The organism is Acetivibrio clariflavus DSM 19732 (assembly GCF_000237085.1).
GTDB classification, from domain to species: domain Bacteria; phylum Bacillota; class Clostridia; order Acetivibrionales; family Acetivibrionaceae; genus Acetivibrio; species Acetivibrio clariflavus.
In genome coordinates this window covers 3,750,005-3,767,558 of the sequence record NC_016627.1, presented here as the reverse complement: position 1 = coordinate 3,767,558, position 17,554 = coordinate 3,750,005, and the positions used below count along the sequence as shown (strand labels likewise).

Genomic DNA, 17,554 nt, shown 5'->3' with positions numbered 1-17,554 from the left:
TGTTTATGATGATAGAAAAGTTAAATGACAAGGAAGCAATTTGCATAACTACATTGTTTATTATGGGCAGTACTCTCATAATGGGTATAGGCGGTAGAGCAGAAAATAATTCCTGGATATCAGCTATATTGGGAATGCTTTTTGCATTGCCTATGGTTTTGATATATTCAAGAATAATATCTATATTTAAGGGCAAGGATTTGTTTGAAATATTGGAATTGGTATTTGGAAAATTTATCGGTAAATTTATAGTAGTATTGTATATAGGTTATTCTTTTTTACTGGGCTCGTTGGTTGTACGGAATTTCGGAGAGTTTGTAGATACATTGGGAATGCCGGAAACACCTATGTTTGTAATAAATTTTACCTTAGGGTTGGTTTGCGTAAATGCTGTAAGATTGGGAATTGAGACCATCGGAAGAGCATGTGCATATTTTATCCCCTTAGTATTTTTTATTTTAATTAATGTTCAGATATTGGCAATACCCGAATTTCATTTCGATTATATAAAGCCTATAATGTACAAGGGATTTATGCCCGTTTTACAAGCGGGATATTATGCATTTTCATTTCCCTTTGCTGAAACGGTAATTCTAATGAGTGCTTTTTTTACTTTGAAAAGTAAAAAGTCGGCAAGGAAAGTCTATTTATGGGGATTATTTTTGGCAGGTATATCTATTGTCGTATTAACTTTAAGGAACGTGTTGATACTGGGAAACTCCATTGATATGTATTATTTTCCTTCCTATATTGCTGTTGGAAATATTTCTGTCGGAAATTTTCTTCAAAGACTTGAAGTTACAGTTGTATTCGTATTTGCAATTGGTGCTTTTGCAAAGTCCAGTATGTGTCTGTTTTCGGCATGCAGAGGTTTTCAGAGGCTGTTCAAATTGGATGACTATAGATCGGTTGCCATCCAGGTAGGATTGTTAATGGTATATTTCTCAATTATAGTCTATGGTAATATTATGGAGATGAAGGAATGGGCTGAGATTTACTCCTATTATGTAATTCCTGTTCAGATAGTGATTCCTGTAATATTGTGGATCGTTGCAGAAATCAGGAAAAAGTCCATATTGAGCAGTACAAATTGCGCGTGAATTTAATAAAATTAATTAATTCTTTTTTTTATTATTTTTTCGGAAGTTCCCTTAAACCGTTAACATAATTTGAAGCGGGAGAATACTATTATTATATAGAGAACTTTAGGGAGTGAGGTTATATGGTAAGTATTGTCCCCGCGACTGTTGGATTAAAATATTTTATATCCCCTGCAGCAGGCTCTATGAGTTTTATAGTTCTGGATATTGGGTCTTTAATTTTTATAAGCTTATTTTACATTTTGCTTCCGCTTGCTGTAATTCTTACTTTGGGCGGTATAGTATTTTCGGTACTTTCGAAAGCAAGCAAGGCAGCGAGTTTGGGATTGAATCTCGCCCAAAGCAACGAGGAGTTGGAAGGTGTATTTGGTATTGCCGGATATGAGTATGACCCAAAACAGGATATTTTTTATTCTATTTTAAACCCATGGCAGAGAAAATTCGGGTATTGCAAGCTTTATGATGAAGCATTGGCACCCTTGAGCATGATAGTTGACTGTGAACCCATCATTTTCGAATGTTATGGTCAAAAGTGGATGATTGAATTTTGGAAGGGACAATATTGTTTGAATACCGGATGTGAAATTGGAATTTACAAAGAGGTTATCGATTTGGGGATAGTTGGTATGAAAGGCTCTTTCTTTATGAGCGTAAAGGATGAAGAAATGATGCACATGGCCTTTTCCTTGAAAAAGAAAGGTAAGGAGTTATTCTATAGGGAAGGTAGGCATTGGTGGTTAACAGGCTTTAAAATGGGGGAATTTTCAAATCCTTCAGAATTGACTATGGATATAGCCATTCAATTTAATGACTTAAATATGTGTTATGCTTTTATTAATGCAATGCTTAGTGTAGGATATTCGGAAGATGAGATAGTAAAGATTGGAAACAGAGTATATTTTACCTTTGGAAAGCCTCGTACTAAGCAGCCTTTTACCAGAACAAGACTGACTGATTGGATAATTCAGAGAAAAAATAAGTTCATGTGTGACCAATATAACAAGGCTACTGAAGAATATAAGACCATTGAGGAAAAACTGGCTGCCCTTAAGATGAATGAACCTGTTATATATAATAAAGCTATTAATATAGGAAAAACCCCGGAAGTATACAAAGCATACAACAAGTTTAAGAGATATGTCGAATAGTTGTTCCAAATTTAAAATATTGTTTTGGATTTTTATTCCGTTGAAAGAAAGGAAAATCAAAATGGAAGTGTTGTGTACACCTCCATTTTGTTATTGTTCGTTTTATTTTTCGGATAAAATATGAAATTTAATTGAAACTGCAAAAATTGTAACACAATATTAGGGTAAGGAATACTATACTAGTGAAGTTAAATATGACCTATATCAATAAACTTGAAAGGAGCGATCATGATATGACAGATGAAAGAGGATATGTTGGCTTTGGATTTGGAAATGACTGGCTGTGTTGGATACTGATAATACTTATAATACTGATTATTTTCTGTCCGGGATTTTTCGGTGGCTTCGGATACGGAGGCAAGTGCTGAATACATATGGCATTATGGCTGTTAAGGTTTAAGAGAAACAGGAATTTTTTAAAATCCTTTGCCTAACAGCAGTTTTGAGAGATTAATACTTAAAAACTAAAAGGGAGGCTCATCCTCCCTTTTAAAATGTATATTTTATTTGGTGTAAACAATAGCAAAAGTTAAATATATAAGCATGTATGATCGATATATAAGTAAAAGTTATAAGATATTTGATATGAAACCGTTAATACATTGATTTAACTCGATAGAATCAAATATGGCGGAAGAGGAATTTTGACTTTGAGGTTTAATTGTTATAAAATAATAATATAACTTATTTTTGACAGTTGTAACGTTAAAAGATTAAATTTATCTTTTTGTACAGTATCTTATTTTAATAGTCCGCTTTATGACACATTTTCCAATCACAGATATTGCGCCAATCTCAAAAATATAAACCCTATTTTTGATACGGCAATTGTAGAGCTTTCACAATTTTTTAAGGGTTTTATCCAGTACCGAACGAACTCATGAGTCGCAGTAGTCGTCTAAGTAATATATGAAGGTACGTTATATGGGGGTGCTGCCATGATAAGAATTATTGCCTTAGGGTGTATTGTTTTGCTATTGCTTGCAGGCTGTGATGAAGGAGGAAATCACGCCTCTGTACAGACACGGATTTATGACGAGGTGTCCGAAAATGTCTATAATCCGGAAATGGAATCTGGAACTGTTGAAATACCCGATTATTCAGAAAATGATAATACGTTAAACAGTGGAGAGGATATTGAGACCAATTTAAATGACGGTAAGCTATCTGAAGACAAAAAACTTACCGAGGAAGAAATAATCCGACAGCTTATCGAATTGGGGGCAGTTGTTGAATCCGGCGAAATTGAAGTTAAAGAAAAAGTTGAAGTCAGTGAAGGAACAGAATCCGAAAAGAAAAATGAAGACAAGAAAGAAACTGAAGTTGCAAAAGAAACAGAAATCAAAGAGGAGACTGAAGATAAAAAGCCAGAAAAGGATTATACCGAAGTTATACTTAGAAATTTTGAATCGAAAGTACCGGAAGAAGTTGTTTTGAATATCAAGTACGATAAATATCAAATTCTGACCGATTACCTGCTGATAATGAGTGACGGAGCCAATATAAGGGAGAAACCATCTACGTCGGCAAAAGTGATTGGAAAGGTTCGATATTTTGATAAGATAAGGCTTATCTCAAAAGTTCAGGGAGAATTCCTTGAGAAATATAAAACGGATAAATGGTATAAGGTGGTTTTCAATGCAGATAATAAAACTTTGGAAGGGTACATATTCTCAAACCTTGCCCAGCCGAGGACTTTCCAGTTTGACAAGATGTATGAGGCGGTTAAGAGAGCTGAAAAAGAAATAGAGACAAATACCATTGCTTATATTTCAAATTATAAGAACAGTACTGGTACAGCTCCTTTATATAACGGAAATACAAAGGATAAGTTCGGAATTCAAAGATATCAGGCGGCACCGGCATATTACCAGCCCAATTTGAATTCTGAATTTCGATATATTTCTGACGGTACTGTAGTGTCTGTTCTGGAAGAAACGGAAAGTTTCTATAAAATACGGACTTTGAGCTTTGAAGGTGAATACTATGTTCCTAAAAAGTACGTTTCCTTTAATAAATCTATTGAAAAATTGACCAAGGCAATTGTGGTTGACAGGAAGAATCAAAACGAAGGTGTATTTGAACTGATTGACGGAAAGTGGAATCTGATATCCTATACCTATGCCACAACCGGTGAAAACGCAAGATATAAACTTCCCACTGATTTGGGCTATTTCATGGCAATTGAAAAAGTATCAAGATTTTTATACTTAAGTGATACAACAAAGCAAATTGCCGGGTATGCACCTTACGGAATAAGATTTAACGGTGGGGCATACATTCATGGAGTGCCTGTCGATTATGTGTTTAAAGACGGAAAACGTATTGATCCGGGTATGCAGGAGTATTCATCTACAATAGGCACTGTACCCAAATCCCATAAATGTGTAAGGAATTACACCAGCCATGCGAAGTTTTTGTATGACTGGGTTGATATAGGAAAGAGCATGGTTATAGTAATAGAATAAGTATTTACCCATTTGATATTTATATATCAACAACAAAAAGAGTAACCCGTTAAAAGTTACTCCCTTTGCCATTAAAATCTCTAAGTATTTAAGTATTATAGAGGCTTAATGAACATTTGGGTCCAATACATCCTTCCGTTTTTATCCTTTGCGAGACCTACACCTATTTGTGTAAAGGATGGGCTCAAGATGTTGTTTCTATGCCCGGGAGAGTTCATCCACGCATTCATTACCTGAGAAGGGCTTTGCTGACCCATAGCAATATTTTCACCGGCTGCAGAGTATCTGATGCCAAAGGATTCCATCATCTTGAAAGGAGAACCGTAAGTCGGAGAGTTGTGAGCAAAATATCCCTTGTCAATCATATCCTGTGACTTATACCTTGCAACTCTCGACAATTGCCAGTTTTGGGTTAGCTGAGGGAGCCCGGCTTTTGCCCTTTCAACGTTTACAAGTCTTATTACTTCGTTTTCCAAGGCTTTTACATCATCCAGGTTGGGGATTGTAATTTTTTGCCCCGGGTAAATGAGATCAGGGTTTTTAATCTGCGGATTTGCAGCTATAATTTCACTTGTACCTACCTGGAATTTACTGGCAATTTTCCACATAGTGTCGCCCGGTTTTACAATGTAGGTTTGCGATTGCGCGAAGGCATTTACTGAAAAAATAAAAATAAACAAAAATATTAAACTTAATCTTTTTTTCATATCTTAATCACCTCATGAATATTTTTATAAATAAGTCATTATTTTATGTTGTATATATTATGTTATTATAGGAAATTTTTATTGTAGGCACGTTTTTTTAGGGTTTTAAACTGTTTGGATTTTCCTGTATGCTCGTTTTTGAATACTATGGATTAATATAATTTGACACGAAAATAATATTATTTTAAACTCTATTTATATATTTTTTGAAAATACTAATGATATGGAAAAGGGTTTTTAGCAATATGAAAATAAATCAGGTAATGGATATCGCTATCAAAGCAGGTAAAATCCTTTTGGCAAACGGTTCGGAAATTTACAGGGTTGAGGATACCATTGGAAGAATATGCAGAAGTTATGGAGTCGAAGCGGAGTGTTTTGTGCTTCCGACCAGTATATTTATAACTGTTACAGGTAAGGATGGAGAGCCTCTTTCTGTTGTAAAGCGTATTAGCGAAAGAACAGTGGATTTAAGCTGTGTTGAAAAAGTAAATTCTTTTTCTAGAAGAATCCAGGAAAGTCCAATACCCTATGAAGAAGCCATGGAGACTTTGGAAAAAATAGAAAGAGAAAAGGGCTATAAATTTGGATTAAGGCTTTTTGTTGCGGGAGTTACTGCTTTTGTATATACTCTTTTGTTTAAAGGTACTGTTCAGGATGCCGTAGTAGCGTTTATTATTGGGATGCTTATATATATTTCCAAAGAAAAGGTGTCGAGGATAGGAGTATTCAAATTTTTTGAATATTTTGTGTCCGGTTTGATAGCTGCAGGCATGAGTGTTATAGCGGTAAAGATTTTCCCTTTCTTAAATATATATAGGATAATTATTTCTTCTATTATGATTTTACTTCCTGGGGTGTCAACCACAAACGCTCTTAAAGATGCACTGCACGGAGACATTGTATCGAGCCAGTTTGGAATGGCAGAAGCAATATTTACAGTTGTTTCGGTAACTGCGGGAGTAGCTATTGTATTATCTTTAGGATTAGGGTGGATTTAGTAATGGAAGAGATTTTTCTGGCGTTTATAGCAAGTTTATGTCCTGGAATAATGTATAATGTGGCAAGAAAAAATTTACTATGGGTTGGCCTGGCCGGTATGTTTGGGTGGATTACCTATGCCTCTATGCTTGAATACAGCGGAAATGTGGTGTTTTCGAGTTTTTTAGGGGCAGTTGTAGTGGGGTTGTACAGTGAAAGCGTTGCAAGACTTAGAAAAGCACCGGCAATGGTTTTTTCGATTCCCGGCATTTTTCCTTTGGTTCCGGGGATTGCAATTTACAACTCTACACAGTATATAGCTGAAAATAATCTGTCCAAAGCCGCAAACACCGGAATAGAAGCTATATCATGCGCTGGCGCCATTGCTTGTGGGATATTGATGACTTCTGCAGTTTTTCGTATTGTGAAGAAGAGAAAAAAATTGAAATTATATAGAAAAGTATAGATTAAAAGCTGCTGCCTAAAATTTCAGGCAGCAGCTTCTTGCTTGTTGTTCTATCGATTCTTTAATTTCCTTTTGCAAATTGCAAACATCCTTCGATAGCCTATTTAGTGTAAAAAGCATTTGTGAATTGGAATCTGAAGGTGTTATCTTAGACTTCATAACTGAAGAAAAAAGGTAAATATCGTTCAGGCTTTCATTAATCAGATACGATGCACCAAACCTCGAGAGATTACTTGAATCACGGTCTTCATTTGTGGAAATTCTTACAACGTCCTGATTCTTAATTAAGTCGGCCAGGTGTTTTTTTACTGTGTAAATGTTTCTTCTGGTGTTGTTGGATATGTAGTCTTTCACTTGGTTGTAACTCTGTTGTAGATTGGGAAGGAGAAAGTCTCTGACATAGTATTCCATTTCTTCGGGTTCTAATTCTTCGACAAAGGAAATGGAATTGAATCTAGAGCTTTCCCATTTAGCTTTGGTAACGCTTAAATCCTTCATATGAATCAGTCCTTTTTTAGTTTATTTGAATGAAAATTGATGTAAGACATAACTGAGACTTTGTGTAAAAAATGTGACTTAAGTAATCTGAAAGATTAACATTTAATTGCCAATAAAATTATATTATAATATTTCCAAATAATCAACTGGTATTTAGAAAAATTTTCATAGATATATTTTGGGAAATATTTCATTTTTATGGAACGAATATGGCAATACCAAAGTTTTTGCAGTGTTCACGACTTGACACGAACATTAGTTTGGTGTAATCTGAAATCTGGAGGAAGTACTTTGTAAAACACAGTTTTTTCATTTTGCGTGTTTTTTCATTGCCTGTTGCTCGGGAAAAATCTAAAATATTATTAAAGTGTTTTATTTCTATAAACTTTTTGTAACTGCCTTTTCTGGATATTTGTCGTCATTGCCTTTGAACAAAAAGAAAGAGATAAATATTAAAAAGGTTGTTTTTGAAATGGACTTGTACAGAAATTTCTAATAGGAGTGTGCGCAACAATATGTCAAAACAAGGTAAGAATAAGTATTACGGTAATGACAGTATTACCTCTTTGAAGGGGGCTGACAGGGTAAGGTTAAGACCTTCGGTTATATTTGGCTCGGATGGTATTGAGGGATGCCAGCATTCCGTTTTTGAGATACTTTCAAATTCTATAGATGAAGCAAGGGAAGGTTTTGGAAATGTAATTGAAGTTAGCAGGTTTAAGGATAACTCTGTAATGGTAAAGGATTATGGGAGAGGGATTCCTCTCGATTATAATGAAAAAGAAGGACGATATAACTGGGAGCTGGTTTTTTGTGAGCTTTATGCCGGAGGGAAATATAAAAACAATTCCGGTGAAAACTATGAGTTCAGCCTTGGATTAAACGGGCTCGGAAGCTGTGCCACCCAGTATAGTTCGGAGTATATGGATGTTACTGTCTTCAGAGACGGATATAAATATGAACTGCATTTTGAAAAAGGTGAAAATATCGGTGGACTGATAAAGCAAAAAGAAGATTATGAGAGTACAGGAACCATTATAAAATGGAAGCCTGATCTTGAGGTGTTTACCGATATAAACATACCCCTTGAGTATTATACCAATACTTTGAAAAAGCAGGCAGTTGTCAATGCCGGTCTTAAGTTTATACTTTATGATGAGGAATCGGGGCAAACTTTTGAATACTGTTATGAGAATGGTATAGTGGACTATGTAAAAGAAGTTTCACAGGATAAAGCTTTTACAGGCATACAGTTTTATGAGACAAGTACAAAGGGAAGGGACAGGGAAGATAAGCCTGAATACAAAGTAAAAATGCAAATAGCATTTTGCTTTTGCAATGAGATTAATTTGATAGAGTATTACCACAATTCGAGTTTTCTTGAATATGGAGGAGCACCGGATAAAGCGGTGAAAAATGCTTTTGTATACGAAATAGACAAGTGTATAAGAGCACGAGGAAAATACAACAAGGATGAAGCTAAGATTACCTTCCAGGATATTCAGGATAGTTTAATACTTGTCAGCAATTCGTTTTCAACAATTACCAGTTACGAAAACCAGACCAAAAAGTCAATAACCAACAAGTTTATCCAGGAAGCTATGACTGAATTTTTGAAGCAGCAACTGGAAGTATATTTTATTGAAAACAAGATAGAAAGTGACAGGATAATTGAACAGATTCTGGTGAATAAAAGGAGCCGTGAAACTGCTGAGAGGACAAGGATCAATATAAAAAAGAAGCTCAGCGGAAATATTGATATGTCCAACAGAGTGAAGAAATTTGTAGACTGCAGGACAAAGGACGTAAACCGTCGAGAGATTTATATAGTGGAGGGAGATTCGGCCTTAGGTTCGTGTAAATTGGCCAGAGATGCTGAATTCCAGGCTATAATACCGGTAAGAGGAAAGATTTTAAACTGTTTGAAAGCAGACTATGAAAGTATTTTCAAGAGTGAAATAATTGTAGACCTTCTAAAAGTTTTAGGATGCGGCGTGGAGATAAAGACAAAGCATAACAAGGAATTCAATACCTTTGATATAAACAACCTGCGTTGGAGTAAGATAATTATCTGTACCGACGCTGATGTGGACGGCTTTCAGATAAGGACCCTGATACTTGCCATGTTGTATCGACTGGTGCCTACTCTCATTTATGAGGGTAAGGTTTTTATTGCCGAGTCGCCGCTTTTTGAAATAACTACAAAGGATAAAACCTATTTTGCCTATTCCGATAGGGAAAAGAATGAAATAATAGCAAAAATAAAAGGCAAATACACCATACAAAGGTCAAAGGGACTTGGGGAAAACGACCCCGAAATGATGTGGCAGACCACTATGAATCCCGAAACAAGGAAGCTTATTAAAGTAATGCCCGATGATATTGAAAATACAGAGAAGATGTTTGATATACTGCTTGGGGACAATCTGCCCGGCAGAAAAAGTTTTATTGAAGAAAACGGTTACAGGTATTTAGACATGGTAGATGTATATTAATAGAAAATTGATAAAAATGATGCGAATTGTATTGAAATGATGAATATTTTGGAAAGGTGAAATATATGTCCGCAAAAAATGTAATAGAGCAGAAAATAGTTGATACACTTGAAAAGAATTATATGCCTTATGCCATGAGTGTAATAATTTCAAGGGCAATACCGGAAATTGACGGTTTGAAACCATCCCACAGAAAACTGTTGTATACTATGTATAAAATGGGACTTTTGACCGGGCAGAAAACCAAGTCGGCCAATGTTGTGGGACAGACAATGAAGCTTAATCCCCACGGAGACTCGGCTATTTATGAGACAATGGTCAGAATGACAAAGGGGAACGAAGCATTACTGCATCCTTATGTCGATTCAAAGGGTAACTTCGGGAAACATTATTCCAGGGATATGCAATTTGCTGCTCCCCGTTATACTGAGGTCAAGCTTGATAAGATATGCGAGGAGCTGTTTAAGGATCTTGACAAGGATGCCGTTGACTTTGTGGACAACTATGACGGTACCATGAAAGAGCCTACACTCCTTCCTATAACTTTTCCCAATATCCTGGTGAATGCCAATCAGGGAATAGCTGTTGGTATGGCCAGCAATATTTGCAGTTTTAACTTAAGAGAAGTTTGCGAAGCAGCTATTCAATTTATTAAAGATGAAAATGTAGATATTTCTGAGTATCTTAAAGCACCTGACTTCTCAACAGGCGGTCAGATAATATACAATGAGAAGGAAATTAAAGATATTTATAACAGCGGAAGAGGCAGCTTTAAAGTAAGGGCAAAATACCGATTTGACAAGGAAAACAACTGTATTGAAGTATATGAGATCCCTTATACTACAACTTCAGAAGCCATTATCGATTCGGTAATTGACCTGGTTAAAAACAATAAGATTAGGGATATTGTAGACGTAAGGGATGAAACTGATCTTGACGGTCTTAAGATTACTTTTGATTTGAGAAAAAATACCGATCCCGATGCGTTGATGAACAAATTGTATAAGCTGACTCCATTGGAAGACAGCTTCAGTTGCAATTTCAATATATTGATAAACGGGCGTCCGAAGGTACTTGGAATAAAAGGTATATTAACCCATTGGACCGAGTTTAGAATCAACTGTATTAAAAGACAGACTATGTTCGACATAAACAAAAAATCGGAAAAGCTTCATTTGCTGCTGGGTTTGCAAAAGATCCTCCTGGATATAGATAAGGCTATAAAACTGATCAGGGAGACTGAAGAGGAGGCTATGGTTGTACCCAACCTCATGAAAGCTTTTCAGGTGGACCAGGTACAGGCTGAGTTTATAGCTGAAATAAAGCTTAGAAACTTAAACAAGGAGTACATTTTAAACAGAGTCAGTGAGATAGAGAAGCTTCAAAAGGAGATTGAAGAATTAAAGGATTTATACGGCAACGAAAAAAAGATAAAGAAGGTAATTATAAAGCAGCTTGAGGAAGTAGCGAAAAAATATGGGCAGCCCAGACGTACTGAGATATTGCATGAAGAGAATATTGAAAAAGTTACTATGGAACATTTTATTGAAGACTACAACTTAAAGCTGTTTTTAACTGATCACAACTATCTGAAAAAGATACCTCTTATATCATTAAGAGCAAATCCGGAGCATAAACTTAAGGACGATGACTATATAATACAGGAAATAGAAACTCACAACAAGGCCGATTTGCTTTTGTTCTCCAATAAGCAGGTAGTATACAAACTGAAAATTTATGAAATTGAGGACTGTAAAGCCAGCAGCCTTGGAGAATACCTGGCAAACCTGTTGGGCCTTGAGGAAGATGAAAAGATTATTCATATAGTAGCTACTGATGATTATAAAGGATACATGATTTTTGCCTTTGAGAATGGAAAAGTTGCAAAGATTGAATTGAGCAGCTATGCAACAAAGACAAACCGCAAAAAGCTGGCAAATGCATACAGTACTTTGTCCAAGGTTGTATATATACAGCATATTTTGGAAGATGAGGAACTTGTTGCTTTCAGCAGCCTAAATAAAGTACTGATATTTAATACTTCAAGTATAAACCCGAAATCTACTAGAGATTCTCAAGGGGTACAGGTAATGAAATCGAAAAAGGGAAGTGTTATGACCTGTATAAAAAGGCTGAATGAAGTTGCGTTTAAGGATTTTGAATATTACAGGACAAAGAACATACCTGCCATAGGTTGTTACTTAAAGGAAGAGGATAGAGAGGACAATCAAATTAAACTTGATATTTGATTGCATTTAAGAGATAAAGTAGGGAAAGGTATTGCTTGAGTTTTAAACCGGCAATGCCTTTTTTTTTTATTTGTAGAAATTGTAAATTTTTTGAAGGCCCCTATATTGCGTATTGGAAATAATGGCATTTTTATTTTGGAAAAGTAACAAATTAGTTTATCTGTAATATAATATATTGTCTTTGAAAATTTGTTGGCAATTCATTTGTGAAAATATCTCAGGCATATTGTGGATAATTTTTTGTCAGGGAGGCTTATGTGTGAATACAATCGGTATGACAATGATGAATGCAATGCATCCATGGCCTATAATCAGTGACGAAGCAATTGCCTTTATACATGGTGGTCCATTAGCTCCGCAGATTAGAGGATATGTCTTATTTAAGGATGTTCCTGGAGGAACGGAAGTATATGTTGAAGTGACAGGACTTCCGGATTACAAACCGGGTAAGAATGGAGAGGCTCCTGTTGGCCCCCATGGCTTTCACATTCATGAAGGTAATTGCTGTGAAGTGGGGGATGCAGAAGATCCTTTCCTAGGTGCAGGTGGTCACTGGAATCCCGATGGTCAGCCCCATGGGAACCACGCCGGAGATTTTCCGCCTCTATTTTCCAATCACGGCTTATCAAGAATGTGTTTTTTTACCGACAGATTTAAAGTGAAAGATGTATTGGGCAAGTCGGTGATAATACACAATAATCCCGATGATTTTAGAACTCAGCCTTCGGGAAATTCAGGGAAAAGGCTTGCTTGTGGTGTGATTAAACCAAAATTTATAATTTGTCCAGAATAAAATGGTAATTTTAGGAATAAAAATAAATTAATTATATTAAAAAATAAGGAGGATTTGGGCATGAAGTTGTTAGATACTATTAAGGAAGCTAAAAGAAAGAAGGAAAGAGCAAAGAAGATTAAGACAGCTAAAAAGCTGGCAACAGCTGCAACAGTTGGTTCAGCTGCAGGGGCTATAGCAGGATTGCTTTTGGCACCGAAAACAGGAAAAGAAACAAGACAGGATATAGCAAAAAATGTTAAAGCTGCATCGGAAAATGTAAGAAATTCTGCTGCTAATGTGAAAGAAAAGGCTGTTGAAGTTCAAAATAACATAAAAACTGCTTTGAAAAAGACTAACAAGTTAATAAAGGATATAAAGGAAAAGAAGGCGCAAAAAGAGGAGAAAATTGAGCAAGAACAGAAGGCAGATGAGGAATAGTTTGGGTTATAGATCAATTATAGAGAATGCCTTATACAAAAAGTATTGGGCATTCTTTTTGTTTTGTGAATGTTTATAGAGTAAAAGTTTATTGAGCAAATAAGAAAGCATTATCAAATGTAAGGCACTCATAGGATTTGAGTTTTAAGTCTCATATGTATGTTTCAGCCAGGATTAAAATACAGATGCAATTTGCGAAAATACACTAAACGATCTAAAACATTTGAGGAATTTATAGAGAATTATTATAAAATAGACAAATTTTAATCGGTTCAATATTCAGATTTAGATTGTCTTGTATTTACTTTATGACATTAATTTGCTAAAATTTTAAACCAAAATATTTATTATATTTAAAACTAATGGGGGAGAACAAAATGTATAGAAGTAAAAGATTGATTGTTTTTATTGTTTCATGAACATTTTTACTTCAAATTTTAATCTCAAATGTTATGGCTGACGTTATTTACGAATCATTTGAAGAATTGCCAATGGACGGTCAGGTCTTAACAATTGAAGATGAAAATACAACTTCAATATCTGAAGAATTAACTGGCAATGAAAAGGATAATAGTGAGGAAATCACTGATACAAGTGTTCAGGATTCAGTTTATACTCCGAAAGAAATTCAGAATGAATTTATAGACGAATTACCTGTTGAACCGATAATTCCATCTTATATAAAAATGTTTTCTGAATTTCCAGAAGATAAACCGCTTATTGGTGACGTTGATGGAAATGGTGATGTGAACAGCATTGATTATGCGTTTATGAAGATGTATTTATTGGGAATAATAAATGATTTTAATGTGGAAGATGATCTTTGGGCATCAGATGTTAACGGTGATGGTGTTTTCAACAGTATTGACTATGCTTTTATGAAATTGTTTCTACTTGGTAGGATAAAAGAGTTTCCAAAACAAAATTTAATTGAAACTCCTACACCAGTACCTACTGAAATGACTATTGGAACTCCTACACCTACAGAAAATGTTAGATAAACTTGGTATTCCATATGAAAGGATTGATATAAAATGAGCATATTGGATAATGTAAGTAATCTATATTCTGTTGATGTGAAAAAACCACCAGCAACTGAAGAAGAAATAATACAGTTGATTAATTTTTCACCAATAGATGTTCCTTTGGAATATCTAGAAATTGTACGTGAAGCTACAGAAGTTGAAATAAAGGTAAAAAATGAGATGTATATTAGAATTTGGTCACCTACCAGTTGTATTGAGATGAATGAAGTATATTTTGTTCAAAAATATCTGCCAAAATCACTTGCTATTGGTGATGATGAAGGAGGAGCATTGATTTATTTGCATGGTAAAGAGGGGTTTGGACTTTATCTTTGTCGTTTCTCAGATCTTGATATAGATGAAGCAAAAATGATTGCTCCATCTTTAGCAGATTTACTGTTGAATAATGTTGGTATAGACGTTGTAATGAGTGGATATGTTTAGAAATAAAAAACGACAAGAATTTAAAAAATAATATTAACTTTTAATATGATTTTATTTGTACTTATTCAGACACAATTTTTGAAATAGAAAGCCAGGAATATATCATAATCCTGGCTTTTGTGTGTAGACATATGCAAAATATGAATAGGTTATAATCTATGAATGTCATAAAACGTACTGGTAGATGGAAGTATATAAGCTGATGATAAGGATAATTTATTAGGAAGTGAAGTCTGATATTAAATATACTTTTGATAACAATAACTGATGAATATAAGAAGCTTTTGACGTGTTGAAGGAGGAGCATCTCTTGCAGCGACAGCAGGAAAAGGAGGAGCAAAGGCAACCGGAAAGCAGATAATAAAGCAGGCAGCGAAGACAGCGGTAATAGAGGGAGTAACAGGAGCAGCAATAAATGCGGGAGCTCAGAAGCTAGTAAATGACGATGTAGATTGGACAGAGGTGGCGATATCGGGGGTATCCGATGCGATATCGGGAGGAGTAGGCTCAGCATTACCGAATACAAAAGTCGGTAAAAAGCTAATGGAAGCCGGAGAAAAAACGAAAGCGAAAATAGGAAAGTTTGTTTCATCGGTAGGAGACAGCATAAAGAAACAAATAGATAACGTAAAAAGTCAAGTAGACAACATGGTGAAACAAATTGACAACGCCTTCAGTCCGAAATTAGCAATAGTTGGCGGAATAGAGGTTGATATAAACAGCTTTGATAATGCACTGAAGAATATAGATGTAGCTCAAGCCAAAACACCGACACAGATAAACTACATCAAGGCGATGCAGGAAGTAAATGCAAAACCAGATGTTGATGTAAATGTGGATGTTAGTGAGTCAGTTCCTAAAATGGATAGATACGGTATGTTAAAAAATGATAAAACAACACATGGTCAAGCCCATCATGTTAACCAAAATGCTGTTTATAAAGATGTAATTCCAAGTGATGAGGCTATCGCTGTTAAATTGGAAGGAAATGCGTTTACACAACCAGGAACACCACACTATGAGACACATTTCAATATGGAAAAGTTTTGGGATCAATTCAGGCGTGGAGGAACAAGATATCGTGAAAGACCTACAAATTTAGAGTATACAAATGCTATGTATAAAGCTTTGAAAGAATCTGGATTAAGTGAGTCTCAAGCTAAAGAGGTAATTCAACAAGCAATAAAGCAAAGAATTGAATATGGACTGTTAGGTGGTGATCTTGTTCCTAGAATTCCGGGAAGAATAAATCAAGTAGGGAGGTAAGTTAATGGATAATAGCAAATTTTTGAATAGAATTTTAAGTATTGACTGGTTTAATAACTGTGGAAATCCTATAAAACAAAATATTAATTATACTGTTATATATGTTTTTAGTTGGGATGAGGCGAAAAGGTGTTATACTGACCCCGTTTGGGAAGATACTACACTGGAAGCAAGTAATGCCTTGTCAGAATTTCTTAACAATAAATATAAAAGTGAATTTGCTAACTGGAATAAAATAGCCAGAGAGGGAAAGGCTTTTTTAGAAAATAATATTGTTCATAAAATTGAAGCATTTAGAGAAAGTAATAATCTTGATAAGACATTTACCGATTGTGTTAAGTGGGATTTGTTGGGAGCTATAATGGAAGCTTCATATAGTAAATGTAAAAACAGGCCAGAATTCTTTCTAGAGTTGTTGAAAGTTTACGAATCGGGTAATTTTCCTTGTGGTTGGAGTGGTAAATGGCCAGATGGTAAATTAATAATATTTTAAAAATATATGAGAGGTCTAAATTGCGATATTAAATGCAACACCTATAAAAGAAATCATTTTTTGTTTAGGTGATAAATCTACAATATTGTCATTATGCCCTGCTTGATTATTTATTTGAGCGAATGCGGATGGAGTCAAGGGTTGCCATAAGGCAAGACGAAGTCTTTACCCTTGACTCCCTTCAAATGAGCTCTATAATTCACAAGGAAGGTAACCGTCAAATAGATCATTACATAGTAGAATAGTTGCGTAGCTGATACAATCACTGTAAAAAAGATTAAACGGAGTGATTGTATGGACATGGAAAAAGTAACAACTGAACAACAATTATCTAGGTGGGCACAATTAATACAAACCTGGCTTGAAAATGGGCAAAGTATCAAAGAGTTTTGCCGAACGAATGGAGTAAGCAAAGCCACATACTACTATTGGCAGAAAAAAGTCAGTGAAGCAAAGTGTACAGTAGTAGAAGCAGTAAAAGAATCCAAAACCGAACTACCAAGTGGATGGATGCAGCTTGCATCGAAACCGGTGTACCCTGCAAAAGCTACACTGGAAATTAAAATTAATGGCTGTAATGTCACTGTAAACACGGAAACAGACTTAGAATTGTTAAAAAAAGTTTGCCAGGTGTTGATGTCGTTATGATAAGATGGAATGAAAAACCAGTGTATCTTTGCGGAAGATTAACGGATATGAGGAAATCTATCAACGGATTAATAACACTGGTACAAGAAAGTTTCTCACTTGATCCGTTTATGAATGCACTGTTTGTGTTCTGTAACAGAGGGAGAAACAGGATAAAAATCCTTGAATGGGATGGAGATGGGTTTTGGCTGTACTTTAAGCGATTGGAACGAGGGCGATTTCGCTGGCCAACAGAAGAAGATTCAACCACAATGCTTCTTGATGTAAACGAATTAGCTTGCCTTATCGACAGTGCAAGATTGGAAAAAAAGCTTAGCCGAAAGGAGGTTTTAGAGCGTCAAATTTCGTAAGAA

The 17,554-nt window shown here is 35.2% G+C and carries 18 protein-coding genes; 16 read left to right on the top strand and 2 right to left on the bottom strand.

Annotated features, from left to right (window positions below):
• Window positions 1-5: 5 nt before the first annotated feature.
• From CLOCL_RS15765 to CLOCL_RS15750, 4 genes are all read left to right on the top strand, one after another.
• Complete coding sequence (locus CLOCL_RS15765) at window positions 6-1,100, top strand: GerAB/ArcD/ProY family transporter (protein ID WP_014256270.1); 1,095 nt, start codon at window positions 6-8, stop codon at window positions 1,098-1,100.
• A 122-nt stretch (window positions 1,101-1,222) separates the two neighbouring features.
• Complete coding sequence (locus tag CLOCL_RS15760; protein ID WP_014256269.1) at window positions 1,223-2,248, top strand: DUF4474 domain-containing protein; 1,026 nt, start codon at window positions 1,223-1,225, stop codon at window positions 2,246-2,248.
• Window positions 2,249-2,481: 233 nt separating this feature from the next.
• Window positions 2,482-2,616 (top strand): hypothetical protein, encoded by a 135-nt coding sequence (locus CLOCL_RS23565; RefSeq protein ID WP_257195265.1) that lies wholly within the window; start codon window positions 2,482-2,484, stop codon window positions 2,614-2,616.
• Between the two features lie 570 nt (window positions 2,617-3,186).
• Complete coding sequence (locus CLOCL_RS15750; protein ID WP_014256267.1) at window positions 3,187-4,716, top strand: L,D-transpeptidase family protein; 1,530 nt, start codon at window positions 3,187-3,189, stop codon at window positions 4,714-4,716.
• Between the two features lie 95 nt (window positions 4,717-4,811).
• Here CLOCL_RS15750 and safA read toward each other — a convergent pair whose 3' ends face one another.
• Window positions 4,812-5,423 (bottom strand): SafA/ExsA family spore coat assembly protein, encoded by a 612-nt coding sequence (gene safA / locus CLOCL_RS15745; protein WP_014256266.1) that lies wholly within the window; start codon window positions 5,421-5,423, stop codon window positions 4,812-4,814.
• Window positions 5,424-5,668: 245 nt separating this feature from the next.
• Between safA and CLOCL_RS15740 the strand changes: the two genes are divergently transcribed.
• Both CLOCL_RS15740 and CLOCL_RS15735 read left to right on the top strand, forming a co-directional pair.
• A complete protein-coding gene (locus tag CLOCL_RS15740) occupies window positions 5,669-6,424 on the top strand; it encodes a threonine/serine exporter family protein (protein WP_014256265.1) in 756 nt (251 codons plus the stop codon).
• A 2-nt stretch (window positions 6,425-6,426) separates the two neighbouring features.
• Window positions 6,427-6,870 carry a threonine/serine exporter family protein gene (locus CLOCL_RS15735; protein ID WP_014256264.1) on the top strand — a complete coding sequence of 148 codons (444 nt, stop codon included), beginning with the start codon at window positions 6,427-6,429 and terminating at the stop codon, window positions 6,868-6,870.
• 15 nt (window positions 6,871-6,885) lie between these two features.
• On the opposite strand, the gene CLOCL_RS15730 is transcribed toward CLOCL_RS15735, so the two are convergent.
• A complete protein-coding gene (locus CLOCL_RS15730; protein WP_014256263.1) occupies window positions 6,886-7,368 on the bottom strand; it encodes a hypothetical protein in 483 nt (160 codons plus the stop codon).
• A gap of 515 nt (window positions 7,369-7,883) precedes the next feature.
• Here CLOCL_RS15730 and CLOCL_RS15725 point away from each other — a divergent pair.
• The 10 genes from CLOCL_RS15725 to tnpB all read left to right on the top strand — a co-directional run bounded on the left by CLOCL_RS15725 (window position 7,884) and on the right by tnpB (window position 17,551).
• A complete protein-coding gene (locus CLOCL_RS15725) occupies window positions 7,884-9,863 on the top strand; it encodes a DNA gyrase/topoisomerase IV subunit B (RefSeq protein WP_014256262.1) in 1,980 nt (659 codons plus the stop codon).
• Between the two features lie 65 nt (window positions 9,864-9,928).
• The gene (locus CLOCL_RS15720) at window positions 9,929-12,112 is read left to right on the top strand and encodes a DNA gyrase/topoisomerase IV subunit A (protein ID WP_014256261.1); all 2,184 of its coding nucleotides are present in this window, start codon (window positions 9,929-9,931) and stop codon (window positions 12,110-12,112) included.
• 274 nt (window positions 12,113-12,386) lie between these two features.
• On the top strand, window positions 12,387-12,905 hold the full coding sequence (locus CLOCL_RS15715; protein WP_081467105.1) for a superoxide dismutase family protein: 519 nt from the start codon (window positions 12,387-12,389) through the stop codon (window positions 12,903-12,905).
• A 60-nt stretch (window positions 12,906-12,965) separates the two neighbouring features.
• Window positions 12,966-13,325 carry a YtxH domain-containing protein gene (locus CLOCL_RS15710; RefSeq protein WP_014256259.1) on the top strand — a complete coding sequence of 120 codons (360 nt, stop codon included), beginning with the start codon at window positions 12,966-12,968 and terminating at the stop codon, window positions 13,323-13,325.
• A gap of 491 nt (window positions 13,326-13,816) precedes the next feature.
• Window positions 13,817-14,326, top strand: coding sequence for a dockerin type I repeat-containing protein (locus CLOCL_RS23335; protein ID WP_027621923.1), 510 nt, complete (start codon window positions 13,817-13,819; stop codon window positions 14,324-14,326).
• A 33-nt stretch (window positions 14,327-14,359) separates the two neighbouring features.
• On the top strand, window positions 14,360-14,794 hold the full coding sequence (locus CLOCL_RS15700; protein WP_014256257.1) for an SMI1/KNR4 family protein: 435 nt from the start codon (window positions 14,360-14,362) through the stop codon (window positions 14,792-14,794).
• A 462-nt stretch (window positions 14,795-15,256) separates the two neighbouring features.
• On the top strand, window positions 15,257-16,060 hold the full coding sequence (locus CLOCL_RS21230) for a hypothetical protein (RefSeq protein WP_014256256.1): 804 nt from the start codon (window positions 15,257-15,259) through the stop codon (window positions 16,058-16,060).
• A 4-nt stretch (window positions 16,061-16,064) separates the two neighbouring features.
• Window positions 16,065-16,553 (top strand): hypothetical protein, encoded by a 489-nt coding sequence (locus CLOCL_RS15690; protein WP_014256255.1) that lies wholly within the window; start codon window positions 16,065-16,067, stop codon window positions 16,551-16,553.
• Window positions 16,554-16,847: 294 nt separating this feature from the next.
• Entirely contained in the window at window positions 16,848-17,201 is a 354-nt protein-coding gene (gene tnpA, locus CLOCL_RS15685) for an IS66 family insertion sequence element accessory protein TnpA (protein ID WP_014256254.1), read from the top strand.
• Complete coding sequence (gene tnpB, locus CLOCL_RS15680; RefSeq protein ID WP_014256253.1) at window positions 17,198-17,551, top strand: IS66 family insertion sequence element accessory protein TnpB; 354 nt, start codon at window positions 17,198-17,200, stop codon at window positions 17,549-17,551. The genes tnpA and tnpB overlap by 4 nt, the downstream gene beginning before the upstream one ends.
• Window positions 17,552-17,554 lie beyond the last annotated feature (3 nt).

Bases quoted from the DNA above. Each gene is read 5' to 3' on its own strand.
- CLOCL_RS15720 (WP_014256261.1), top strand. From the start codon at position 9,929: ATGTCCGCAAAAAATGTAATAGAGCAGAAAATAGTTGATACACTTGAA.
- tnpA (WP_014256254.1), top strand. From the start codon at position 16,848: ATGGACATGGAAAAAGTAACAACTGAACAACAATTATCTAGGTGGGCA.
- CLOCL_RS15710 (WP_014256259.1), top strand. From the start codon at position 12,966: ATGAAGTTGTTAGATACTATTAAGGAAGCTAAAAGAAAGAAGGAAAGA.
- CLOCL_RS15700 (WP_014256257.1), top strand. From the start codon at position 14,360: ATGAGCATATTGGATAATGTAAGTAATCTATATTCTGTTGATGTGAAA.
- CLOCL_RS23565 (WP_257195265.1), top strand. From the start codon at position 2,482: ATGACAGATGAAAGAGGATATGTTGGCTTTGGATTTGGAAATGACTGG.
- CLOCL_RS15750 (WP_014256267.1), top strand. From the start codon at position 3,187: ATGATAAGAATTATTGCCTTAGGGTGTATTGTTTTGCTATTGCTTGCA.
- CLOCL_RS15730 (WP_014256263.1), bottom strand. From the start codon at position 7,368: ATGAAGGATTTAAGCGTTACCAAAGCTAAATGGGAAAGCTCTAGATTC.
- CLOCL_RS15725 (WP_014256262.1), top strand. From the start codon at position 7,884: ATGTCAAAACAAGGTAAGAATAAGTATTACGGTAATGACAGTATTACC.
- CLOCL_RS15735 (WP_014256264.1), top strand. From the start codon at position 6,427: ATGGAAGAGATTTTTCTGGCGTTTATAGCAAGTTTATGTCCTGGAATA.
- safA (WP_014256266.1), bottom strand. From the start codon at position 5,423: ATGAAAAAAAGATTAAGTTTAATATTTTTGTTTATTTTTATTTTTTCA.
- CLOCL_RS15765 (WP_014256270.1), top strand. From the start codon at position 6: ATGATGATAGAAAAGTTAAATGACAAGGAAGCAATTTGCATAACTACA.
- CLOCL_RS15740 (WP_014256265.1), top strand. From the start codon at position 5,669: ATGAAAATAAATCAGGTAATGGATATCGCTATCAAAGCAGGTAAAATC.
- CLOCL_RS15760 (WP_014256269.1), top strand. From the start codon at position 1,223: ATGGTAAGTATTGTCCCCGCGACTGTTGGATTAAAATATTTTATATCC.
- CLOCL_RS15690 (WP_014256255.1), top strand. From the start codon at position 16,065: ATGGATAATAGCAAATTTTTGAATAGAATTTTAAGTATTGACTGGTTT.
- CLOCL_RS15715 (WP_081467105.1), top strand. From the start codon at position 12,387: ATGACAATGATGAATGCAATGCATCCATGGCCTATAATCAGTGACGAA.
- tnpB (WP_014256253.1), top strand. From the start codon at position 17,198: ATGATAAGATGGAATGAAAAACCAGTGTATCTTTGCGGAAGATTAACG.
- CLOCL_RS23335 (WP_027621923.1), top strand. From the start codon at position 13,817: ATGGACGGTCAGGTCTTAACAATTGAAGATGAAAATACAACTTCAATA.